Annotated in this window: 19 protein-coding genes; 11 read left to right on the top strand and 8 right to left on the bottom strand. The window is 68.9% G+C overall.

Features of this window, described 5'->3' with window-relative positions:
- Positions 1 to 71 precede the first annotated feature (71 nt).
- Positions 72 to 401: an MmcQ/YjbR family DNA-binding protein gene (locus tag BJY18_RS24050; RefSeq protein ID WP_184782111.1), complete on the top strand. Its 330-nt coding sequence runs from the start codon at positions 72 to 74 to the stop codon at positions 399 to 401.
- Here the strand turns inward: BJY18_RS24050 and BJY18_RS24045 are convergent.
- Genes BJY18_RS24045 through BJY18_RS24035 form a run of 3 tightly spaced genes read right to left on the bottom strand, consistent with a single transcriptional unit; the run spans position 355 to position 4,408 of the window.
- Positions 355 to 2,220: a VanW family protein gene (locus tag BJY18_RS24045; protein WP_184782109.1), complete on the bottom strand. Its 1,866-nt coding sequence runs from the start codon at positions 2,218 to 2,220 to the stop codon at positions 355 to 357. The two genes, BJY18_RS24050 and BJY18_RS24045, sit on opposite strands and share 47 nt — an antisense overlap.
- Positions 2,221 to 2,245: 25 nt before the next feature.
- Positions 2,246 to 2,539, bottom strand: coding sequence for a GroES family chaperonin (locus tag BJY18_RS24040; RefSeq protein ID WP_184784810.1), 294 nt, complete (start codon positions 2,537 to 2,539; stop codon positions 2,246 to 2,248).
- 39 nt (positions 2,540 to 2,578) lie between these two features.
- Complete coding sequence (locus tag BJY18_RS24035; protein WP_184784809.1) at positions 2,579 to 4,408, bottom strand: NHL domain-containing thioredoxin family protein; 1,830 nt, start codon at positions 4,406 to 4,408, stop codon at positions 2,579 to 2,581.
- A gap of 237 nt (positions 4,409 to 4,645) precedes the next feature.
- On the opposite strand from BJY18_RS24035, the gene BJY18_RS24030 reads away from it, so the two are divergent.
- Positions 4,646 to 5,902 carry an IS256 family transposase gene (locus tag BJY18_RS24030; RefSeq protein ID WP_184776778.1) on the top strand — a complete coding sequence of 419 codons (1,257 nt, stop codon included), beginning with the start codon at positions 4,646 to 4,648 and terminating at the stop codon, positions 5,900 to 5,902.
- Between the two features lie 126 nt (positions 5,903 to 6,028).
- On the top strand, positions 6,029 to 6,604 hold the full coding sequence (locus BJY18_RS24025; protein ID WP_184782108.1) for a hypothetical protein: 576 nt from the start codon (positions 6,029 to 6,031) through the stop codon (positions 6,602 to 6,604).
- Between the two features lie 585 nt (positions 6,605 to 7,189).
- Here the strand turns inward: BJY18_RS24025 and BJY18_RS24020 are convergent.
- The 5 genes from BJY18_RS24020 to BJY18_RS24000 all read right to left on the bottom strand — a co-directional run bounded on the left by BJY18_RS24020 (position 7,190) and on the right by BJY18_RS24000 (position 13,968).
- A complete protein-coding gene (locus BJY18_RS24020; protein ID WP_184782106.1) occupies positions 7,190 to 9,493 on the bottom strand; it encodes an oxidoreductase in 2,304 nt (767 codons plus the stop codon).
- A gap of 167 nt (positions 9,494 to 9,660) precedes the next feature.
- Positions 9,661 to 10,434: an amino acid ABC transporter ATP-binding protein gene (locus BJY18_RS24015; protein WP_184782104.1), complete on the bottom strand. Its 774-nt coding sequence runs from the start codon at positions 10,432 to 10,434 to the stop codon at positions 9,661 to 9,663.
- Complete coding sequence (locus tag BJY18_RS24010) at positions 10,431 to 11,384, bottom strand: amino acid ABC transporter permease (RefSeq protein ID WP_184782102.1); 954 nt, start codon at positions 11,382 to 11,384, stop codon at positions 10,431 to 10,433. The genes BJY18_RS24015 and BJY18_RS24010 overlap by 4 nt, the downstream gene beginning before the upstream one ends.
- Positions 11,385 to 11,406: 22 nt before the next feature.
- Positions 11,407 to 12,339, bottom strand: a complete 933-nt coding sequence (locus tag BJY18_RS24005; RefSeq protein ID WP_312873941.1) for an ABC transporter substrate-binding protein — start codon at positions 12,337 to 12,339, stop codon at positions 11,407 to 11,409.
- Between the two features lie 207 nt (positions 12,340 to 12,546).
- Positions 12,547 to 13,968 (bottom strand): M20/M25/M40 family metallo-hydrolase, encoded by a 1,422-nt coding sequence (locus BJY18_RS24000; RefSeq protein WP_184784807.1) that lies wholly within the window; start codon positions 13,966 to 13,968, stop codon positions 12,547 to 12,549.
- Positions 13,969 to 14,324: 356 nt separating this feature from the next.
- Between BJY18_RS24000 and pdhA the strand changes: the two genes are divergently transcribed.
- The 8 genes from pdhA to BJY18_RS23965 all read left to right on the top strand — a co-directional run bounded on the left by pdhA (position 14,325) and on the right by BJY18_RS23965 (position 22,597).
- Positions 14,325 to 15,530: a pyruvate dehydrogenase (acetyl-transferring) E1 component subunit alpha gene (gene pdhA / locus BJY18_RS23995; RefSeq protein WP_184782100.1), complete on the top strand. Its 1,206-nt coding sequence runs from the start codon at positions 14,325 to 14,327 to the stop codon at positions 15,528 to 15,530.
- Positions 15,527 to 16,519 carry an alpha-ketoacid dehydrogenase subunit beta gene (locus BJY18_RS23990; protein WP_281393875.1) on the top strand — a complete coding sequence of 331 codons (993 nt, stop codon included), beginning with the start codon at positions 15,527 to 15,529 and terminating at the stop codon, positions 16,517 to 16,519. The genes pdhA and BJY18_RS23990 overlap by 4 nt, the downstream gene beginning before the upstream one ends.
- Positions 16,520 to 16,533: 14 nt before the next feature.
- Positions 16,534 to 17,919, top strand: coding sequence for a dihydrolipoamide acetyltransferase family protein (locus BJY18_RS23985; RefSeq protein WP_184782096.1), 1,386 nt, complete (start codon positions 16,534 to 16,536; stop codon positions 17,917 to 17,919).
- Positions 17,920 to 18,066: 147 nt separating this feature from the next.
- Positions 18,067 to 18,633, top strand: a complete 567-nt coding sequence (locus tag BJY18_RS23980) for a TetR/AcrR family transcriptional regulator (protein ID WP_184784806.1) — start codon at positions 18,067 to 18,069, stop codon at positions 18,631 to 18,633.
- A gap of 65 nt (positions 18,634 to 18,698) precedes the next feature.
- Entirely contained in the window at positions 18,699 to 20,585 is a 1,887-nt protein-coding gene (locus tag BJY18_RS23975) for an ABC transporter ATP-binding protein (RefSeq protein ID WP_184784805.1), read from the top strand.
- Between the two features lie 22 nt (positions 20,586 to 20,607).
- Complete coding sequence (locus BJY18_RS23970; RefSeq protein WP_184782094.1) at positions 20,608 to 21,216, top strand: ABC transporter ATP-binding protein; 609 nt, start codon at positions 20,608 to 20,610, stop codon at positions 21,214 to 21,216.
- 196 nt (positions 21,217 to 21,412) lie between these two features.
- Positions 21,413 to 21,574 carry a hypothetical protein gene (locus BJY18_RS36385; protein WP_221457938.1) on the top strand — a complete coding sequence of 54 codons (162 nt, stop codon included), beginning with the start codon at positions 21,413 to 21,415 and terminating at the stop codon, positions 21,572 to 21,574.
- Positions 21,575 to 21,655: 81 nt separating this feature from the next.
- Positions 21,656 to 22,597: a hypothetical protein gene (locus BJY18_RS23965; RefSeq protein ID WP_221457937.1), complete on the top strand. Its 942-nt coding sequence runs from the start codon at positions 21,656 to 21,658 to the stop codon at positions 22,595 to 22,597.

Raw genomic sequence — 22,597 nt, 5'->3', positions numbered from 1 at the left:
TTCCGCCAAGGAGGCCTTCACGGCTCTCATTTCACCAAGACCGGGCGGCTCGATGGGTCGAGGATGGCGCTATGGCGATGAACTGGGACGAGGTGGTCGCGCTCGCGGCGGAGCTGCCGGAGACGGAGGTGTCCACCTCCTACCGCACGCCGGCGCTGAAGGTGGCGGGCAAGACCTTCGCCCGGCTGCGTACCGAAGCCGAGGGCGGGTTGATGCTGTTCTGCGGCCTCGACGAGAAGGCGGCGCTGCTCGCGTCCGGCGATCCGGCGTACTTCACCACTGCGCACTACGACGGGTACGGCTCCATTCTGGTGCACCTCGAGCAGGTGGATCCGCAGCAGCTGCGGGAACTGCTCACCGAGGCGTGGCGAACGAAGGCACCGGTCCGCCTCCGCAGATGACGATCGGGCGCGGCGAGTACGTCGTGGTACGGCTCTCCTCGCGGACCTCGTTACCGGTGGCCACGTCGTAGAACACGCGGGTGTCGGTGACGGTGAACCCGTTCGCGCCCGGTGAGGCCTGACAGGTGCCGTCCGGGCCGGGGCCGATCCGGACGCTCGGCGGTACCTGATCGGTCTGGTCGCCGGCCCGGCTTTCGACGCGGTAATGCCGGGTTCCCCAGATTTTCACGGTGACCGAACCACCGCTCGCGCTGGCCTGGACGGCGAAGCCGGTCGGGTCGTTGTCGGCGATCTTCAGGTCGACCGGATTACCCGAGGCGTCCACGGCCTCGGCGTCGCGACCCGCCGGGTAGCGGCCGAGATAGTGTTGCTGGGCAACGTGTCCACCGTCGCCGAGGCCGGCGAGGTAGGCCGCGTTGTACAAAGTGGACGCCAGTTGCGAGAGCCCGCCGCCGGGTACCGACGGTCCGCTGCCGTCGTCTTCGGCCGGCGCGGCAGCGTATCCGCCACCGCGGTGCGCGTCGAGGCTGAACGTCTCGCCCGGTTTCACCACGACGCCGGAAATCCGCCCGGCGAGCGTGTCCACGTTCGCCGCGGCCGGTCCGCTCAACCCGCTGGTGGTGAACTCGCCGATGACTTCCTTGATCCCCAGCGCGTTGGCGCCGTCGGTGGTCAGTTCCGGCTTCTTCGCGTCGTAGGCCACCTTCAGCGCACGCCCGGACGGTTTCGCCAGCACCGCGGCCAGCGGCCGGAAAGTACTGGCCCAGTTGATCTTTCGCGCGTCGGTGGACGGCTGCACGGTGGGAGCGCCGGAATCGAAGGTGATCTGCGCGTCCTTCGCCTCGGTCTCGGTCGACGCGAGGTCCGGCCGCGCTGCCTTGCGCAGCTTTCCCTGGTCGATACGCAGCTGGAGACTGCCGCTGTCGCCTGGGGAGAACCGGAACGAAGCCGCTATCGCCGACGGCTTCAGCGTGGTGTCCTTGCCTTCGCCGTGCAGCACGACCGGAGCGGACACCGCGGGCGCGACCACGGTGTCCAGCAGCGAATGCACCCCGGCGGACGTCGCTTTCGCCGGGGCGACCGCCATGTCCAGGGACACGCCGCGCGGTGAAAGCCACTGGTCCACCACGGTCCGCACGGCGGCGGGCACGTCCGCGAGCTGCTGTCCCTGCCGCGGTTCCACCGGGTAGGCGGTGACGCCATCTGGTGCCTTCGGCACGAAACCGATGCTGCCCTCGGTCATCGGGTGATCGAGCTGCCCTTGCGCGAGCTGCCGGACCGCCTGCGCCACCTCGACCTGGTCGCTGCGGGTGACGACCCCGACCTCCCGGGTGGTGAAAAACGACAGCACCCGGGTGATCGGACTCCACGGCTGGTGTCCGGCCTGCGCGAGCGTGCCCGACCAGTCGAGGCCGAGGCCGGACTGTGCGGGCACCAGCGACGCCGTGACGTCACCGGCGTGCACCGCCACCGGCCGTGTGAGCCGGGGCTGGAGTTCAGTGTGCAGCTTGGCTTCGGCTTCGGCGTAGGAAAGGCCGCCGACGTCGGTCCCGGCGACCCGGACCCCACGCGGAACGTCGCCGGCCGTGCTGATCAGGTCGATCGCGTACAGCAGCACGAACAGCCCGAGCAGGCAGCCGACGACCATGAAACCGCGGCCGAGCCGCTTGCGGAACCGCCGCAACCGGGTGTCCGGCGGCGGCGGACGCTCGCCGACCACCGCGAAGATCTCCGTGGCCAGGTCGGATTCAGCTCCGGGTTCGGGTTCGGGAGCGCCGAGCAGGTCGTCGGCGAAGGACGCCCGGTCTTCCTCACGCAACGCCTGCCTCCCCGGGTAACGGGATCTACAGGTAGAGCCCCGTGCCGTGCTCGGTCCGCTCCGTGGCCACCGCGTGGATGTCGCGCTCGCGCATGACCAGGTGCCCTTCTCCCTGGATCTCGACCTCGAACTGGTCCTCGGGGTTGAAGAGCACGCGGTCGCCCTGTTTCACGTTCCGCACGCTGTTGCCGACCCCCAGTACATCACCCCAGACCAGCCGGCGCGCCACTTGAGCCGTCGCGGGAATCACGATGCCGCCGCTGCTGCGGCGCTCGCCGTCCTCCTGCGACAGCTTGACCAGCACGCGGTCTTGCAGCATCTGGATCTCGAGCTGGGGCGTTTCGGGCACCGGCCCATGCTACTGACCGGCCGGTGCTCCAGCGGGCTCGCCCGCCATCATCAGGCTCAGCCGTCGCTCGCCCGCTTCGGCGAACCGGATCGGCACGCCCCAGTCCTGCCGGGTGATCCGGCACGCCGGGTGCTCACCGCCGTCGTCGCAGCTGGCGGCCTGTGCCACCACCTGCAGCACGCCCTCGGTGACGCCCTCGGCGAACCGGATCCGGCGGACCAGGTCGGTACCGACGCCGGCGCCATCGGCGAGCAGCTCCGGCGGCGACGCGGTGATCTCGAGCCGCGTCGACGGGCCGTTGCGCTCGTCGAGCTTCTCGCCCGGCGGCGGGGTGAAGACCACGGAGAACTCGACATTCCCTGGCGCGAGCACGGTCTGCGGACGGCGCACCGCCGTCCGGCTGCCCGCCACGGTGGTCGCACGGCCGGCACCGTCCAGCGCCGTCACCCGGTTGCCGGCCGACTCGACCACGAAGAGTTCACCGTCGTGCAGCACCAGTCCCTGTGGCTCCGCGAAACCGGTCGCGAGCGTGGCGACCTGGCGGGTGAAGGCGTCGTAGCGGCGGACGGCGCCGTTGTAGGTGTCGGCGACCGCGATCCGGCCGTCCGGCAGCACGGCCAGCCCCAGCGGATGCTGCAGCAGCGCCTGGTCGGCCGGGCCGTCCGCGTGGCCGAAGGAGAACAGGTCCACCCCGACGGCGGTGTGCACGGCGAAGGACTCACCCTCGGGCTCGATCCAGCGCAACGCGGACGTCTCCGCGTCGACGAGCCACAGCCGGTTGCCCTCGGGTGCCAGACCTGACGTCTGGGCGAAGAACGCCTCGTGCACGTCTCCGTCGCGCAAGCCTTCGACGGTGGTGCCCGCGAACCGCCGGATGTCGCCGGAGGCCGGGTCGAACACGCTCAGCGTGTGGTTGCCCGCCATCGCGACCACGACCCCGCCGGCCGGGCCCCACCACGCGACGTCCCAGGGACTGGTGAGGTCGGTGTCCAGCGCCTTGCCGGTGTCCGTGCCGTCGCGCCACTGCTGTCCGGTTCCGGCGATCGTGCGCACCTCGCCGGTGTTGAGGTCCAGCCCGCGCAGCCGGTGCCCTGCGGTGTCCGCGACGACCGCGTGGTACCCCGCCCGCTGGGCGACTTCGTTGGGCAGCAAGGCGATACCGGACGGTTCGGTGAAGCTGGCCAGGTCGAACGGCCCGTCCTGCGCACCACGCGCGCCGCTGCCGAACCGGCGGATCACCGTCTCGCCGTCGGAGGCGAACTCGACGATCGAGTGGTGCCCGGTGTCGGCCACGAGCACCCGCCCGCCCGCGGTGACCACGGCCTTGCTCGGGAACCGCAGCTCGGCGCTCTGCTCCTCCACCGGCACGTACGGACTGCCGCCGCGCCGCAGCGTGCCCTTCGCCTCGTGCTTCCCGACGAGGTCGGCGACGACGCGGCGCAGCGCCTCCCCGTGGCCCTCGCCCGCCGCGACGTGCACGACGTAGCCCTCCGGATCGACCACCACGAGCGTCGGCCAGGCACGGACCGCGTACTGCGACCACAGCTCCATTTTCGGGTCGTTGACGACCGGGTGGCGCACCTCGTACCGGCGCACTGCGGCCTCGATCGACGAGCGCTCCCCCTCGTGCAGGAACTTCGGCGAATGAACACCCACCGTGACCAGGACGTCGCCGAACTCTTCCTCCAGCGGACGCAGTTCGTCGAGCACGTGCAGGCAGTTGATGCAGCCGCTGGTCCAGAAGTCCAGGAGAACGATACGTCCGCGCAGCTCAGCGAGGGTGAGCCGGTGGCCGCCGGTGTTGAGCCAGATGTCGCCGGCGAGCTCGGGTGCGCGCACCCGGGCCTGCGGCCGCGCCTGTGGGGAAGTCACAGGGAAAGTGAACTACATCTGCTCACGCTGTGTTCCGATATCCACGGCCGGAGAGAAGAAGCTCACCCCGCCGAGGGAGGGTTACGTCCGCGGAGGTGGTGTACGGGTTCGTCGCTGGTGAGCGGCGTGGCGTCGTGACGTGAGACGGCCACCGCGTGATCTTTCTCGAGTACCGACCAAGGAACTCCAGGAAGGACCACCACGATGGCCGCACCACACAGTGTGGACCCTGCCCAGCTTGTCGAGGAGCTCGCCTCGGCGGGTGTGTCGCCGGATCTGTTGCAGACGATGATCGCGACGATGGCGAACGCGTTGATGTCGTCGCAGGCCGATCAGCAGTGCGGGGCCGGCTATGGCGAGCGCAGCAGCGAGCGGACGAACCAGCGCAACGGCTACCGGGCCCGGGAGTGGGACACCCGAGCGGGCACGATCGAGTTGGCGGTGCCGAAGCTGCGCCAGGGCTCCTATTTCCCGGACTGGCTGCTGACCCACCGCCGCCGCGCCGAGCAGGCCCTGGTCACCGTCGTGGCCACGGCCTACCTACTCGGTGTCTCCACCCGGCGGGTGGAGAAGCTGGCCGAACAACTCGGGGTGAAGTCGCTGTCGCGTTCGCAGGTCAGCGAGATGGCCACGCACCTCGACGGGCAGGTCGCCGCGTTCCGCGAGCGCCCGCTCGACCAGGGCCCGTACACGTTCGTGTGGGTCGACGCGCTCACGGTGAAGGTCCGCGAAGACGGCCGGGTGGTCAACGTGCACGCGCTGCTCGCGACCGGGGTGAACGCCGACGGGCACCGCGAGATCCTCGGCCTGGATGTGGCCTCCAGCGAGGACGGAGCGGGCTGGTTGGCGTTCCTGCGCGGTCTGGTCGCCCGCGGCCTGTCCGGGGTCCAGCTCGTCATCTCCGACGCCCATCCCGGCTTGGTGGCGGCGATCGCCTCGGCGTTGCCGGGTGCGGCGTGGCAGCGGTGTCGCACCCACTACCTGCGTAACCTGCTCTCCCGTGTTCCGAAGTCGGCGCAGCCGCATGTCGCTACGCAGGTGCGCACGATCTTCGACCAGCCCGACGCCGACGCCGTCACAGCCCAGTACGGACGCGTGGTCGACACTCTCACCGCGCGCTGGCCCGACGCAGCCGAGCACCTCGACAACGCCCGCGATGAGCTGCTGGCGTTCACCGCATATCCGCGCGAGGTCTGGCGCCAGATCTGGTCGAACAACCCTCAAGAGCGACTGAACAAGGAGATCCGCCGTCGCACCGACGTGGTCGGGATCTTCCCCGGCCGCGACTCCCTGATCCGCCTCGTCGGCGCCGTCCTGGCCGAACAGAGTGATGAGTGGACCGAGAACCGCCGCTACATGGGCCTCGATCTACTGGCCCGCTCACGCATCCGCATCGTCACCACCGAAGCCGCACCGACCGGCAGCGAGGCACTCATGACAACCGAGGCAATAACCGCCTAGAATCCCGAACCAAGATCACGCGGAGTCGATCTCATACACCACTCCGCCGGACGTGACCCGAGGGAGGGGTCAATTCGCCGGAAAAGGACGCGCGGCGGCGGGCCGGTGCTCCGTAGGCTTCTCGGTATGTCGACAGTCCAGCCGGCCGAAGCGCTCACCGTGGAGGAGGCCAGGGTCCTCCAGCGGAATCTCGGCGAGCCCCTGCGCCCGGGCCTCACCCCGGCCGAACTCGACGACGTCGAGGAGCAGTTCGGCTTCGCCTTCTCCGCCGATCACCGCGTGTTCCTGACCGCGGGGGTGCCGGTGGGGCAACGGTGGCCGGACTGGCGGCACGGAAACCCGGACCAGCTGCGCAAACGCCTGGACTGGCCGGCCGACGGCGTGCTGTACGACGTGGAACACAACGACCTGTGGCTGCCGGAGTGGGGCACCCGGCCGCGGGTGCTGTCGAACGCCTTGGCCGCGGCCCGCCGGCACCTGGCCGCGGTACCGCAACTGGTCCCGGTGTGCGGCCACCGCTACCTCCCGGGACTCCGCGGGACGACGGGATGGCCGGTCCTGTCGGTCTACCAGACCGACATCGTCTACTACGGCTGGGACCTGCGGAACTACCTGCGCCACGAGTTCGGTGACGAGCCCCTGGGCCCGGAACCGCCCACGGGGGTACGGCGGGTGGAGTTCTGGTCCCGCTTCGTGGAGTGACCGGTTCGGCGCGGTGGTGCCGGGGGTTGTCGGAGTGGTGGGCGCGAGGTGGCCGGGCGGTGGCTTCGCGGGGGTGCGCGTCGCGAAAGTCTTGCTCGCACCACCATTCCGACGCGAAAGTCACCCTCGCAGCGCCAGAACCGCCACGAAAGTCCCCCTCGCGACGGCGGACCCGCCACGAAAGTCACCCCCGCAACGCCAGAACCGCCACAAAAGTCCCCGCAGACCTCCAGAACCGTCGCGAAAGTCCCCCTCGCAGCACCAGAACCGTCGCAAGGGTCCCCATCGCGACGGCGGACCCGAAGCGATCGTCCCCCTCACACCGCCCAACCCGGCGCGAAAGTCACCACCCCACCACCAGACCCGAAGCGAACGTCCCCCTCACACCGCCCAACCCGGCGCGAAAGTCACCACCCCACCACCAGACCCGAAGCGAACGTCCCCCTCCCGACACTCGGACCCGTGCCATCACCGGGCCGTTCGCACCGGTGGTCTCGCTGCCGAGAGCGGGCGGAAGACCGCGGCGAAGGGCTCGTCGGTGGCTGCGGGCGAAAGCACACCTGGTCGCATACCGAGGGTATGTGCTCAGGTCTCGCGGCGTAGCATGCGGCTCACGCCGGCGGCGACGGTGGTGGCCAGGATCCAGCCGGAGGCGGTGAAGCCTGCCGATACCCAGTTGTCCACGCCGTGCATGTACCACCGTGATTTGTTGCCGAAATCGACGATCGGGACCAGCAGGTCGGCCGTGTAGATCACCGGGTTCCACTGCAGTCCGGTGTCGTCGTGGTTGACCAGGCACCGCGACCCGCTGACCGCGTACCGGTCGGTGTCCTGCACGCAGTCGTCCGAACCGAGGCCGAACCACAGGCTGCCGAGCACGAGCAGGGTGAACAACCAGCCCAGCGCACGCACCGGACGAAAACCGTAGCCGACCATCGATCGTTGCAGCCAGCTCCACGCCCGCACCCCGGGGCCGAAGACCTTGAACCCCTTGGACAGCGCCTCGTAGCGGAACTGCTGCTTGCGCAACGCCACCGTGGACGCGTGCTCTTCGTTGCCGGCGGCACGCAAGGTGGCCGCGAGCTGATCGTAGGGCCCCGGCCGGTATCCGCGCATTGCCTTGCGCAACAACGCGATCCGGTGGTCGAGGGCACGGTCGTCGTCGAGCGCGATGCCGTGTTTCAATGCGTCATAACGGAAATCCTCGAGCTGGATTCCGTCCGAGGCGGCCCAGATCGCCTCGTTGTCGGCCAGCGAACCGCAATGCGCACGACGCAACCGGACCGAACCGACCGGCGGCTCGGCCGGGGACAGGATGAATTCGTCCGCGGTCACGTCGCTGGCGTCGAGGGCGATACCGTGCTGGGACAGGGAACTGAGCTGCGCGCCGTGCAGGTCCAGCCGCCGGGCGATCTGCGCGCCGTCGAGGTTGACGCCGCCCTCGGCGCGGAACGGCCGGTCCTTGTTCTCCGTGAGCACCAGGTCACGGCCGATCCGCGCGGTGCGGATATCGAGGGAAAAACTGCTCGAAGTCCGCAGCCCCGGCTCGGTGAGCACGGTGCCGAACAGGTTCACGCTGCCGCCGACCTCCACCCCCTGCAGCCGCAACGTGCCCTTCAGCGTCGCGTCGGTGAGCTGGAGGTTTCCGGAGATCTTCGCCCGCCGAGCGGAGAACACATCCCGGCCGGGGTGCAGGAACATCGAGTTCCAGGCCAGGAAGTTGCCCCCGACCGTGACGTCGGCGAGCCGCAACTGCCCGACCGGGACCCGCAGGTTCGTCGCCTCGACATCGCCACCGATCGTCGATCCGTCGAGATGCAGCGCGCGGTCGTAGAACGGGGCCGACTCGCCGCGGACCATGGTGATCTCGGCGCCGGCCAGCCGCAGCGAACCGCCGATCCGCGCGTTGACCATGCGCAGCGTGCCGAAAGCCCGCAACCCGTCGGAGAGTTCGAGGTTGCCGTCGACCTTCAGCCGGTCGGCCACGAGTGCCGGACGCGGATCGAGGTAGGGATCGCCGGACTTCCACGCGTCCACGACCACCGGTCCTTTTTGGTCGACCGTGAGCCGCGCCTCGCGCAACACGATGTCACTGTCCACAGTGGCGCTCGGAAGGTAAAGAATACCTTTGGCCGTGAAACGCTCACGCTCACTGGGTGGACCGTAATTGTCCACTTCGCACAGCAGGCTACCGCCGATGTGCAGACCGTTTCCGTTCAACGCGAAGCCGTCCGGGTTGTCCAGAGTGGCGCCGGAGAAGTTCACGTTGCCGCCCGCGCGCATCCCGGGCAGGCGCACCTCTCCCTTGGCGACCATCCGGTAGGCCAGCAGCGCCCCCGTGACCACCAGCCGGTCCCCCTGGATCGCTTTGCCCTGGGGATGCCGGATCGTGGTGCGGGTCAGCACGACGGAGCCGTCGATCACGGCGTCGGTGAAGTTGATCGCCGCGTTGGGCATCCCGCGTTCGCGGTCGTCCCCGCGCTGGATCGTCGTGGTCTCCTCGGCCTCGTGATCGTCCGGCGCCACCTCCACGACACTGCGGATCAACCGCACGTCGTTACGGCTGCGCAGATTGCGGGCTTTCAGCCCGGGGAGCCAGCATCTGCGGAACACCAGCCCGAGCAACGTCGCCTCACGCACGTCCGGCGGATGCTCGAACCGGCACCGCTCGAAGCGGAAGAGGAAGTTGAGATCGGCCGCGCGCAGATCGAACGTCCCGGTGATGTAGGCGTCCTCGACCTGCACGATCGGCGCGTTGGTGGCCTGCCGCCGCCACCGGAGCAGCCCACCGGTACCGGGTTTGAGCAGGTCCGCCGCCTTCACCTCGTACCGTTTGTCCGGAACCCCGGCAAACGGATCGAGCGGCGGCAAAGTCGTGTCAGTCGGCACGTGCGCTCTTCTCCCCACAGTTGTCCGTCCCCAGGGAATCGGATCAACGGCGCAGAGGCAAGGGGGCTGATGGAGTAGCGGGGTAACGGCAGCCCGCGGTCACCGAACGGTCACCCGTCGCGACGCAGGTGGCCGCCCCGGGGGGAAATCGGGACGGCCACCCGAGTTCAGGCGTTCGGGTTCAGCACCCGCGACAGGAACGTCTTCGTGCGTTCGTGCCGCGGATTTCCGATGACCTGTTCCGGTGGGCCGTCCTCGACCACCACACCGCCGTCCATGAAGAGGACCTTGTCGGCCACCTCTCGGGCGAACTGCATTTCGTGCGTCACCACGACCATGGTCATGCCGTCTTTGGCCAGCTGACGCATGACGCCCAGTACGTCACCGACCAGTTCCGGGTCCAGCGCGGAGGTCGGCTCGTCGAAGAGCATCAGCTTGGGTTCCATGGCCAGCGCCCTGGCGATGGCCACCCGCTGTTGCTGCCCTCCGGAAAGCTGACCGGGATACGCGTCCGCCTTGTCGCCGAGACCGACGCGCTCCAGCAGTTCCGACGCCCGCTCCCGTACCCGCGCCTTGGGTTCGCGACGGACCTGCACCGGTGCTTCCATGACGTTTTCGAGCGCCGTCATGTGCGGGAACAGGTTGAAGCGCTGGAACACCATGCCGATGTCCTTGCGCTGGGCGGCGATCTCCTTGTCCCGCAGCTCGTGCAGCTTGCCCCCGCGCTGTTTGTAGCCGACCAGCACACCGTCCACGTACAGGCGGCCGGCGTCGACCTTCTCCAGATGGTTGATGCAGCGCAGCAACGTCGACTTGCCCGAACCCGACGGGCCGATCAGGCACAACACCTCGCGCTCGTGCACCTCGAGGTCGATGCCTTTGAGCACTTCCAGCGGGCCGAAGCTCTTGCACAGTTTCTGCGCGGAAACGACCGGGGTCATTGCGAAGCACCTCCGGATCCACCGGCTCCGAAGCGGAAGCCGAGCATTCGCGCACCCCATTTGCTCTGCTGTGCCTGCGGTCGTGAAGTACCGCGGGCGAAATACTTCTCGATGTAGTGCTGCACCACCGTGAGCACCGAGGTCATGAACAGATACCACAACGCGGCGACGATCAGGATCGGCACCGTCTTGTAGTTCTGCGCGTAAATCGTCTGCGCCGAGACCATCAGCTCGAAGTAGCCGATGGTCACCACCAGCGAAGTCGTCTTCAACATGGAGACGGTTTCGTTGCCGGTCGGCGGGATGATCACCCGCATCGCCTGCGGCAGCACGATTCGGCGCAGCGTCTTGCCGCGGCTCATCCCGAGCGCGGAGGACGCTTCCAGCTGACCGGAGTCCACCGACTGGATACCGCCACGCACGATTTCGGCCATGTACGCCGCCTCGTTGAGCCCGAGTCCGAGCAGCGAGGCGGTGAACTGGGTGATCAGCGTATTGGTGTCCCAGCTGATGAAAGTCGGCCCGAACGGAATGCCGAGCCCGATCCGGGAGTACGCCAGCGCGAGGAAGTTCCAGATGAGCAGCTGAGTGATCAGCGGGGTGCCGCGCAACAGCCAGACGTAGAGGCCGGCGGCGCCGGACAACAACGGGTTCGGCGACAACCGCATGACCGCCAGCAGAATACCGCCGACGATGCCGATGACCATCGAGATCACCGTGAGCAGCAGGGTGTTGCGAATACCGTTGAGGATGCGGTCGTCGAACAGGAACTGCCCGACGACCGGCCACTGGAGAGCGTCGTTCGTGGCCACGCTGCGGAGCACGATGAACGCGATGAACACAATGACGACGCCGGCGACCCAGCGTCCGTAGTGCCGCACCGGGACGGCCTTGATGGGGGTGGTGTCGACCTCCTGCCGGGTTTCGGCGGGGCCGGGGGAACTTGACACGAGTACGAAATCCTCAGCTTGTTCAGGAAGCGGCCGGGTTGATCTCCGACTTGGTGATCGCACCCGCCCCGGACAGACCCCACTTGTCGAGGATCTTCTTGTAGCTGCCGTCACCGATCAGCTTCTGGATCGCACCCTGCACGGCCTTGCCGTAGTCGCCGCTGTTCTTCGGCAGCACGACGCCGTACGGCGCGGAGTCGTAGGGCTGGCCGACGGAGTCGAGCTGCCCCGAGGTCTGCTTGACCGCGTAGTCGACCACCGGCGAGTCGGCCAGTTCGCCCTGTACGCGCTTGGCGGTCAGCGCGAGGTTCACGTCCGTCTGCGCCTGGAACTGGGTGATGTTGATGGCCGGTTTGCCCGCCGAGGTGCACGCGGTGTTGCGCTCGCCGAGATCGTCGACCTGGGTGGTGCCCTTCTGCACGGCGATGTTCTTGCCGCACAGGTTGTCCACCGACAGCCCCTCCGGGTTGCCCTTGAGCACCGCCAGCGAGGTACCGGCGCTGTAGTAGGAGATCATGTCGACGGTCTGCATCCGCTCGGCGTTGATGGTGAACGACGAGAGGCCCATTTCGTACTTCTTCGCCGCGATCCCGGGAATGACCCCCTCGAACGACGAGTTCTGGAACTGCGCCTGCAGCCCGAGCACCTGTGCGACGGCGGTGCCGAGGTCGACGTCGAAGCCGGCCGCCTTCCCGTTGTCCACGAACTCGTTCGGCGGATAGGTCTGGTCCTGGCCGACCACGATCTTGCCGTCCGCCTTCACGTCCGCCGGCACCAGCGCGGCCAGCGCGTTGTCCTTCTGCACGGCCGGGGCGCTGTCCGAGCCGCCGGGTGCGGGGGCGGACGTGTCCACGCCACCCGCGCCGTTGCCACCCGCGCCACAGGCCATGGTCAAGCCGGCCAGCGCGAAAGCCGGGAGAAGGGCGAGCGCCTTCATCTGGTGTCCTCGGGCCACTTCGTCACTCCTCGTAGTTCTCACCAGTCGAGAGCACGCATATTGCCACTCGTAAGCGGGGTTGCACAGCACTCGGTCGTTACGAGGAAGTTTCGCACAGGACAGGCTTTGTCACGTGGGTCGCGGGCGTCGAGGATGCGCTGCCCCAGGTAGTGAACTCGTGAGTGCTGACGCGGGTGCGAACCCGCGTCAGCACTCACGAGGGAGTCAGCGGCGGGCGTGCGCGTCGAGCAGGTGCGCGACGGCCTCGGTCACCTGCTGCGCGTAGTCCAGGTTCAGCCACTCGTCGGGCACGTGGATGTTCGAGTCCGCGCCGCACGCGCCGGTCACCAGGAACTGGGCGTCCGGGTACTTCTCGCCGAGCAGCCCCATGAACGGGATCGACCCACCCATCCCGGCGGCGCGGTGCGGGCGGCCGAACACCTCGTCGTTCACGCGGCGCAGCGCGGCAGTGAGCCAGGGCGCCTCTTCCGGCGCGTTCCAGCCGTTTTCCGCCTGCGCGCCTTCGGCGATGGTCACCGACGCGCCGTACGGGACGTCCGTGGTGAGCGCCCGCTTGATCGCCGCCAGCGCCTGGTCTGCGGGCGCGGTCGGCGGCAGGCGGAAGCTCAGGGTGAGCGTGGTGCTCTGGCGCAGCACGTTGCCGGCGTCGGCGGGCAGCGGCAGGCCCTCGCCGCCGATGATCGACAGCGTGGGCCGCCAGTAGTTGTTCAGCAGCAGCTCGAGCGCGTCCTCCGACACCGTCTTGCCGCCGCTGACCAGGGGGAACGCCGTGCGCAACGCTTCGGGGGCGACCTCGGCGACGGCCTCGACCTCGGCCAGCCGGCTGGCCGGGACCTCGACGTTCAGCTCGGCCAGCTTGATCTCACCGGTCTCCGAGTCCTCGATCCGGTCCAGCAGCTGCCGCAGCACGCGGAAGGTGCTGGCGACGACGCCGCTGGCCAGCCCGGAATGCTGTGCGGTGGCGAGCAACTGCACGGTGACCGTCAGGTGGACCATGCCGCGCAGGCTCGTGGTGAGCCACAGCCGCTCGTAGTCCATCCCGCCCGCGTCGAGGCAGACGACCAGGCTGACCTCGCCGAGCCGGTCACCGAGGTGCTCGAGGTAGGCGGGCAGGTCCGGGCTGCCGGATTCCTCGCCGGTTTCCAGCAGCAGCGCGATCCGCGCGTGCTCGCCGCCGGCCGCGTGCACCGCCTCCACCGCGGCCGACGCCGCGTACCCGGAGTAGCCGTCGTCGACCGAACCGCGGCCGTAGAGGCGGCCTTCGCGGATCACCGGCGTCCACGGGTCCAGCCCCTCGGACCAGCCGCCGACCGGGGGCTGCTTGTCGAGGTGGCCGTACATCAGCACGGTGCCCTTGTCGTGGGCGCCCGGGGTGGCCGGTACGTCGACGAACAACAGCGGTGAACGGCCTTCGAGCCGGACGATCTCGATCTTCGCGCCGGGCAGGTTCCGGCCCTCGAGGTAGGTCTTCACGTGCTCGACGGCGGCGGCGAGGTGGCCGCTTGCCGCCCAGTCCGCGTCGAACGCCGGAGACAGCGCGGGGATCGCGATCAGCCCGGAAAGGCTCGGCGTGGCGTCGTCGATCCACGTCGAGACCACGGATTCACGTACGGATTTCTGTTCCACCCCAGCCATCCTGCCACGGTGACGGAGATCACCGAGGCGACCGACTCGTGAGGGAGCCCGCCGCTACCGGCCGGTCCCGGCGTTCACCGGGGCTGGTGGGGACGGGGATGGCCGCCCGACCGTTGTCGGTCCCATACTCGGGCTTCCGAACGTTTTCGCTGATCAGACGCTTTTTCTCAGCAACAAATCAGTATCCGCGGCTCACCATGCCCGGGTTCGGCGTGCCAGGATGTGGCCACGAACCGTCAACGCCGACGGCGGACCTGCCCCGACCCGGGGCACCGGTCCTCGCCGGCGAAGTCGCTGTGGCCGCCACAAGCGGCCGTCAGCGGTGCCGACACCGAGGAGAACAACGCATGCCGTCCGAACAGTGGACGCACCCGGAACCTGGCGAAGGCCCGGCCGCGATCGCGGCCCAGCCCTCTCCCGAGCAGGTGATCGCCGGGTTGCGCGCGACGAGTGAAGGTGGCGCTGAGCTGACTCAGCTGCTCACCCCCGAAGGCCAGCGGATTCCGTCGGAGCAGTTCGACTCCTACGTCGCCGACGTGGACGACGAAGTGCTCCGGAACCTCTACCGCGACATGGTGCTGGTGCGCCGCGCGGACCGGGAAGCCAACGCCATGCAGCGCCAGGGCCAGCTCGGCATCTGGGTTCCGCTGCTGGGACAGGAGGCCGCGCAGATCGGTTCCGGCCGGGCGCTCGGACCGCGCGACATGGCCTTCCCGAGCTACCGCGAGCATGGCGTCGCCTACGCCCGCGGCGTGGACCTGCGCGATCTGCTCGGCATCTTCCGCTGCACCGACCACAGCGGCTGGGACTACCAGGCACACCGTTTCCACCCGTACACGATCGTCATCGGCAACCAGGTGCTCAACGCCGCCGGGTACGCGATGGGGCAGAAGTTCGAGGGCAAGGTCGGAGACGACGACGGGGAAGCGACCATCTGTTACTTCGGTGACGGGGCGACCTCGCAGGGTGACGTGCACGAGGGTTTCGTGTGGGGCGCGGTGTACGACGCGCCGCTGGTGTTCTTCTGCCAGAACAACCAGTGGGCCATCTCCGAACCGACCGAACGCCAGTCGCGGCTGCCGCTCTACCAGCGCGCCCGCGGTTACGGTTTCCCCGGCATCCGGGTGGACGGCAACGACGTGCTCGCCTGCCTCGCCGTGACCCGCTGGGCACTCGAGCAGTGCCGGCACGGCAACGGTCCGGTGCTGATCGAGGCGTTCACCTACCGGATGGACGCGCACACCACCACCGACGACCCCACCCGCTACCGGCTCTCCGACGAGCTGGAGGAGTGGAAGCTGAAGGACCCGATCGAGCGAGTGCGGGCCTACCTCGCCCGTGGTGGCGGGGCCGACCACGACTTCTTCGACGGCGTGCAGGCCGAAGCAGACGAGTTCGCCGCGCAGCTGCGCGAGCACACGTTCAACATGCCCGAGCCGCCGCCCGACCGGATCTTCGCCAACGTGTACGCCGAACCCTCGCCGGTGCTGGACGCCCAGCGCGAGGAGTACCTGTCCTACTTGGACGGCTTCGCCACGGCAGGTGAGCACTGATGGATCTGCAGAAACTCACCATCGGCAAGGCGCTCAACCTCGGTCTCCGGCGGGCGATGGAGGAGGACCCGAAGGTCCTGATGATGGGGGAGGACATCGGCAAGCTCGGTGGCGTCTTCCGGATCACCGACGGACTGCAGAAGGACTTCGGCGAACAGCGGGTACTGGACACCCCGCTGGCCGAATCGGGCATCATCGGCACCGCGGTCGGCCTCGCCGTCCGCGGATTCCGGCCGGTCTGCGAGATCCAGTTCGAGGGCTTCATCTTCCCCGGGTTCGACCAGATCTCCTCGCAGCTGGCGAAACTGCACTACCGCACCCAGGGCCGGGTCAAGATGCCGGTGGTGATCCGGGTGCCCTTCGGCGGTGGCATCGGCGCGGTGGAACACCATTCGGAGTCGCCGGAATCGCTGTTCTCGCACATCGCCGGGCTCAAGGTCGTGTCGATCTCGAACGCGGCGGACGCGTACTGGGGCATCCAGGAGGCGATCCGCTCCGACGATCCGATCCTGTTCTTCGAGCCCAAGAAGCTGTACCACTCGGGCGCGCTGAAGATGGAGATCGACACCGAGACGTCGCCGGGGCGGGTGTTCGGCTCGCGCGTGGTTCGCGAGGGCACGACCGCGACCGTGGTCTCCTACGGACCGTCGGTGAAGGTGGCGCTCGACGCGGCCACGGCGGCCGAGGAGGAGGGCAAGTCGCTGGAGGTCATCGACCTGCGCACGCTCTCGCCGCTCGACCTCGGCCCGGTGTTCGAGTCGGTGCGCAAGACCGGCCGGCTGATCGCGGTCAGCGAGGCGCCCCTGGAATCGTCGCTGACCTCGGAGATCGCCGCCCGGGTGCAGCAGGAGTGCTTTTACTCCCTGGAATCCCCCGTCCTGCGCGTGGCCGGTTTCGACACGCCGTACCCGCCGGCGAAGCTCGAGGAGCACTACCTCCCCGACCTCGACCGGGTACTGCACGCTGTCGACCGTTCACTGTCCTGGTAAGGGGTTCTCACGACATGCCCGAGTACAAACAATTCCCCTTGTCGGACACGGCGGAGGGGCTGACCGAGGCCGACATCATCGACTGGCGCGTGCGGCCGGGCGACACCGTCACGGTCAACCAGATCGTGGTGGAGATCGAGACCGCGAAGGCCGCCGTCGAACTGCCCATCCCGTGGGCAGGCGTGGTCACCGAACTGCACGTGGAACCGGGGCAGACGGTCGAGGTCGGCACCCCGATCCTGACCATGGACGTCGATCCCGGTGGGACGGCTGCCCCGGCTGCCGCTCCCGCGGCTCCCGCCGCTCCTGCCGCCGAAGCGGCTGAGGAGGAGATGAAGCCGCTGGTCGGCTACGGGTCCAAGACGGTGTCGGCCAAACGGCGCGTCCGGAAGGGTTCCGCGGCTCCGGCTCCGGCGTCCGCTCCGGTTCCGACCGCACCCGCTCCGGCTCCGGCCGCCGTCGCTGCCCCGGCCGCGGTCACCGTGGCTCCGGTACAGCCACGCGGTGGGTACGTGCCGCTGGCCAAGCCACCGGTCCGCAAGCTCGCCAAGGACCTCGGCGTCGACCTGTACGTGCTCACCGGAACCGCGGACGGCGGTGTGATCACCCGCGCCGACGTCGAACGCGCGGCGAACGGTTCGGCCCCGGCTGCGTCCACTTCGGACACTGTGGACGCTGGGCCCGCCGGGTACGATCCGGCCACCCGGGAGCGGCGGGTGCCGATCAAGGGCGTCCGCAAGGCCACCGCGGCGGCGATGGTGCAGAGCGCCTACACCGCACCGCACGTCACCGAGTTCCTCACCATCGACGTCACGCCGATGATGGAGCTACGGGAGAAGCTGAAGAAGTCCCGCGAATTCACCGGCACCAAACTGACGCCGCTCGTGTTCGCCGCGAAAGCCGTGTGTCTCGCGGTACAGCGCACTCCGGACATCAACGCTGTGTGGGACGAAGCGGCGCAGGAGATCGTCTACAAGGAATACGTGCACCTCGGTATTGCGGCGGCCACTCCGCGTGGGCTCGTGGTGCCGAAGATCCGGGACGCGGACGCGATGTCGCTCAAGGAGCTGGCCGGCGCGCTGACCGAACTGACCGACACCGCGCGCGAGGGAAAAACCACGCCCGCGGCCATGCTGAACGGAACCTTCACGATCAGCAATGTCGGGGTGTTCGGCGTCGACACCGGAACGCCGATCATCAACCCGGGTGAATCGGCGATTCTCGCGGTCGGCGCGATCCGGGACACCCCGTGGGTGGTCGACGGACAGCTGCAGGTCCGTAAGGTGATGCAGCTCTCGCTGAGCTTCGACCACCGGGTGATCGACGGACAGCAGGGTTCGGAATTCCTTGCCGACGTCGGTGCGTTGCTCGCCGATCCGGCGGTCGCGATCACGTACTGAGGCAATTCACGCATTGCGGCGGCGGATCCGTCCGCCGCCGCAATGCGTGTCCTGGGGCGAAGAACAGCAGTGCCCGCTTGACGGAGTGAGCACTCACTCACTAACCTGACCCGCATGCCACCTGAGACGAGGAAACGCGCGCCGGCCATGGCGCCCGACGATCGTCGCCGGATGATCGTGCGGACCGTGCTGCCGCTGGTGGTCGAGCACGGCCGCGAGGTCACCACCGCACAGATCGCTCGCGCCGCCGGTATCGGCGAGGGCACCATCTTCCGCGTGTTCCGGGACAAGGACGAACTGTTCGACGCCTGTGTGGAAGCCGCGCTCGACCCCGCGGAGGCGCTGGAGATGATCGGGGAGATCCCGGGCGAACTGGCGCTGGAGAAACGACTTCTGGAGGCGGTCGAGGCACTGACCGCGCATCTTCAGCGGATGGGCGCGGCGATGGCCGCGGTCTGGAAAGGACGCCCGCGCCCGGAGGAGGCCCGCAACCGCAAGTCGGTCACGGGCGACAGCCGGCGCGAGTCGTACGACGCGATGCACTCGGCCGTCCGTGAGCTTTTCGTGCCGGACGCCGCACGGCTCCGGCTGCCCGTCGACAAGGCCGCCGCACTGTTCCTGACCATGCTGTTCGCGCAGAGCCGCCCGATGCCCGGTTCGCCGGGTGCGGCCGAGATGATCGACGTCTTCCTGCACGGCGCGGTGCGGGAGTGATCCCGGGCGGCAGAGACGCCGCGGTACGGGTGTTCGGCAGACGCGGCAGGCGGCCGCCACAGACCGTGCCGGACAGCGGCCTCACCGGCCCGGTCGACATCCCGGAGCCGAAGCAGCCCGACGAGCCAAAGGACCTGCGGTCACGGTTCGCACGGATGCGCACGTCGGTCGCCGGCACCGTGCGCGGGCTGCCGAAGGTGGCGAAGCTGACCTGGCAGGCCAGCCCGGTTCTGACCATTCTGATCGCGTTGGTCACCGTCGTTTCCGGACTGCTGCCGACGGTGACCGCGTACATCGCGAAGATTCTGCTCGACTCCGTGGTCGCCGCGATCCAGCACCGCGGCACGACAGGCGACATCGTGTGGATCACGCTGTTCCAGTTCGGGGCGCTGGCGGCGACCGCGATCAGCAGCGCGATCACCACGATCGCGCAGTCGCTGCTGCAGGAACGGATGACGCTGACCATCCGGAACGAGGTGATGGCGCACGCCAGCAAGCTGCACCTGGCCTACTTCGAGGGCTCCACGTCCTACGACATGCTCCGCCAGGCCGCGCAGGAGGCACCGAGCCGCCCGCTGTCGATGATGACCTCGGCACTCGGCCTGATCCGGACCACGATCACCTTCGCCAGCATGATCGCGTTGCTGGTGTCGATCAGCCCCCTGCTCGCGCTCGTGTCGCTGCTGGCGCCGATCCCGGCGTTCGTCTCGCAGTCCCGCTACGGCTCGCGCGCGTTCTGGCTGACCTTCCTGATGTCGCCGATCAAGCGTCGGATGGACTATCTGTCCTCTTTGGTCACCACGGACCAGTACGCGAAGGAGACCAAGCTCTTCGGCCTCGGCCCGTACTTCGTGGAACGGTTCCGGAAGCTGGGCCAGGTGTCGTACGAACGGCAGCGGAAGCTGACCGTGCACCGCAACGTCGCGGCCACGTCCTGGGGGTTGCTCAGCACGCTGGCCGGGTCGGCGATCGCGCTGTACATCGCGCTGGAGGCCGTCGGCGGACGGCTGACGCTGGGCGATCTCGCGCTGTACACGGCCGCCGCGACCTCGGTGCAGACGTCGGTTTCCGGACTGTTCACCGCGTTTTCCGGAATGTATGAGAACAATCTGTACCTCGACACGCTCTACCGCTTTCTCGGTACCGAACCGGAGATCGTCGCGCCCGCGCGACCGCGCCCCCTTCCCACCACGGTGGAAGGACACATCCGGTTCGAAACGGTCAGCTTCAGCTATCCCGGTACCGCCGAACCGGCGTTGCACGGGGTGAGTTTCGAAATCCGGCCGGGCGAAACGGTCGCGGTGGTCGGCCGTAACGGTGCGGGCAAGTCGACGCTGTTCAAACTGCTGTGCCGGCTGTATGACCCCACCGCGGGCCGGATCCTGCTCGACGGGGTCGACCTGCGTGAGTTCGACCCGGAGGCACTGCGCACCCAGATCAGCGCGATGTTCCAGGATTACGTGACCTACCAGGGCACCGCGGCGGAGAACATCGGCCTCGGTGATCTGGACCGGCTCACCGACCGTCCGCACATCGAGGAATCCGCCCGGCGCGCGGGCGCCGACGAACGGATCGCCGCGCTGCCCGAAGGTTACGACAGCCCGCTCGGGCGCTGGTTCGACCAGGGCGTGTCGCTCTCCGGCGGGGAATGGCAGAAAATCGCACTGGCACGGGCTTTCCAGCGTGAAACACCGATCCTGATCCTGGACGAGCCGACGTCGGCCCTGGACGCACAGGCCGAACACGACCTGTTCAGCCGGCTGCGCACGCTCTCCTCCGGCCGCACCACGCTCTACATCTCGCACCGGTTCTCCACGGTCCGCCAGGCGGAGCGAATCCTGCTGCTGGACCACGGGAAGGTCGCGGAATACGGCACCCACGAAGAACTGATGGCCGCCGAGGGCGGTTACGCGGAACTGTTCACCCTGCAGGCGCGGGCGTATCTGGGCTGAGCGGTTCCTGTGGTATTCCTGGATGGGAACGGCCGAGGGGGACGGTGTGCTCATCGAAACACAGGACGTGGGTGTCACGGCCGGCGAGACCGAACTGTTCAACGGTCTCGACCTCGCCGTCGGCGGCGGGGAATGCCTCGTGGTCAGCGGCTCGAACGGGGCAGGCAAATCGACGCTGCTGCGCTGTCTCTACGGCAGCCAGACACCGACCACGGGCAGGATCTCGGTCTGCGGTCGCGCGCCGGACGAGCGTTCCGCGCGTTTCCGCCGGCGGGTTTCGGTGCTGCTCGACGATTCGGCTCTGTTCGACGAGCTGACCCCTCGCCAGCACCTGGACCTGCTGAGCCGCTCGTTCGGCACGCAGATCGAGCTCGGCCCGGTGCCGGCCCCGGACGTTCCGGCCGCCGAACTGTCCGCGGGGCAGCGCCGCCGGCTCCTCCTGCACGCCGCCGTCGCCCGCCCACACGAGGTGCTGCTGCTGGACGAGCCGGAACGGGCACTGGACGCCGCCGGCCGGACGTGGCTGGAAGAACTGGTTTCGGCCAGCGTGGCGCGGGGCGCGGCGGTCGTGGTGGCCACTCATCACGCCCCGCTGTCCGACGCGGTGGCCGATTACGTGGTGGAACTGTGAGAACCGCGGCGGCGCGCGCCTTGGTCGGTGGCAGCGCGGCGGGGCGTTCCGCGGCCAACGGCGGCGGGGTGGAGGGTCCACCGGTCAACGGCATCGTGGCGAGGCGTCTCCCGGTCAACGGCGGCACCATGCTGCCTCCCCCGCTTAACGGCGATGCGGCGGGGCGGCCCTCGGTCGGCGGCGTGGCGGTGTCCCGGTGAAACGTCCGGACATCGTCCTCGGCGTGCTGATCGCGGTGGGGATGCTCGGCTCGCCGTTCTACAACACCGCGTTGGTGCGTGCGCAGCTGATCGGCGACGCGCCGGTGGCCGCGCTGGGTAGCGTGCTGGTGCTGTGCACCGGGCTCGCGCTGGCGTGACGGGCGAGCCTGCACCGCAGCCACCTCTGGGCGCATCCGGCGGCGCTGACCTGGGCCGACTTCGACGGCGACCGGCCGCGGGTGCTCACCCGGCGGCTGCTGCTCGGCTGGGCGGCGAGGTTCGCCGTCGCCGGGTATTTCTTCCTCGTCTCCGGGATGCTGATCGGGTTTCCCGCGGACATCGGCGGGACGCTCGCACTGTTCTTCGCGGTGGCCGGGCTCGCCCTGTCGATGGCCCGGCGCGCGCGAATCCCCGGCGAGTCCTTACTGCCGTTCACCCTCGCCGCCGCGCTCTTCGTTCCGCTGTGGGCCTACGCGGCGGTGGCCGCGGCGCTCGCGGCAGCGTTGGCCTGGTCACCGCCCGCCGCCCGCACCGTTTCGCGCGTCGAGCTGGTGCGTGCCTTCACCGAACGCATGGTGCGCCGGACGTCGGCGGCCTTCCTGGACGTGTGGGCGCTGCTGCCCCCGGGGCGTCCGGTGCGCTGGCCGAACGCGCTGGCCGGCCGGTTCGTGGTCACTCGTTACGTGGTGACCGGGACTCTCGCGCGTCGACATCTCCTCGGGACCTCGGTGTTCCTGGCACTCTCCGTGCTCGCCGCGCACGCCACCTTCCCCGCGATCCAGCCGGTGTGGCTCCTCGGCCTCGGCGGTTACGTGGCGCTGCTGCCGTTCACCGCACCTGTCGCGCAGCTGCATCGAGTGCCCGGGCTGCGCCGTTGGCTGGCTGCCTCCGACGTGCGGCTCCATGCCACGACCGCCGCGTTCCTGTGTGCCCTCGCGCTGGCCTGGGGTGCGGTGATCGTGCTGCTCGGCCTGCCCGCTTCGGTGGCTGCGGCGGTCGCGATGTTGGTCGCCGCACTCGCCGCGGTCCGGTCGGTGACCCGTGGGCCGCTGGATTTCAGCGCGATGAACCTGGTGCTGTACGAGGGCGTGCTGATCCCGACCGGACTGCTGCGGCAGCTGGTCCGTGGCCCGGATCTGCTGCTGCTCGGCTTGATCGCAACGAGTTTCGTCCCGCTCTAA

The organism is Amycolatopsis jiangsuensis (genome assembly GCF_014204865.1).
GTDB classification, from domain to species: Bacteria; Actinomycetota; Actinomycetes; order Mycobacteriales; family Pseudonocardiaceae; genus Amycolatopsis; species Amycolatopsis jiangsuensis.
The sequence above is the reverse complement of the archived record's forward strand: the minus strand, read 5'-3'. Positions and strand labels throughout refer to the sequence as shown.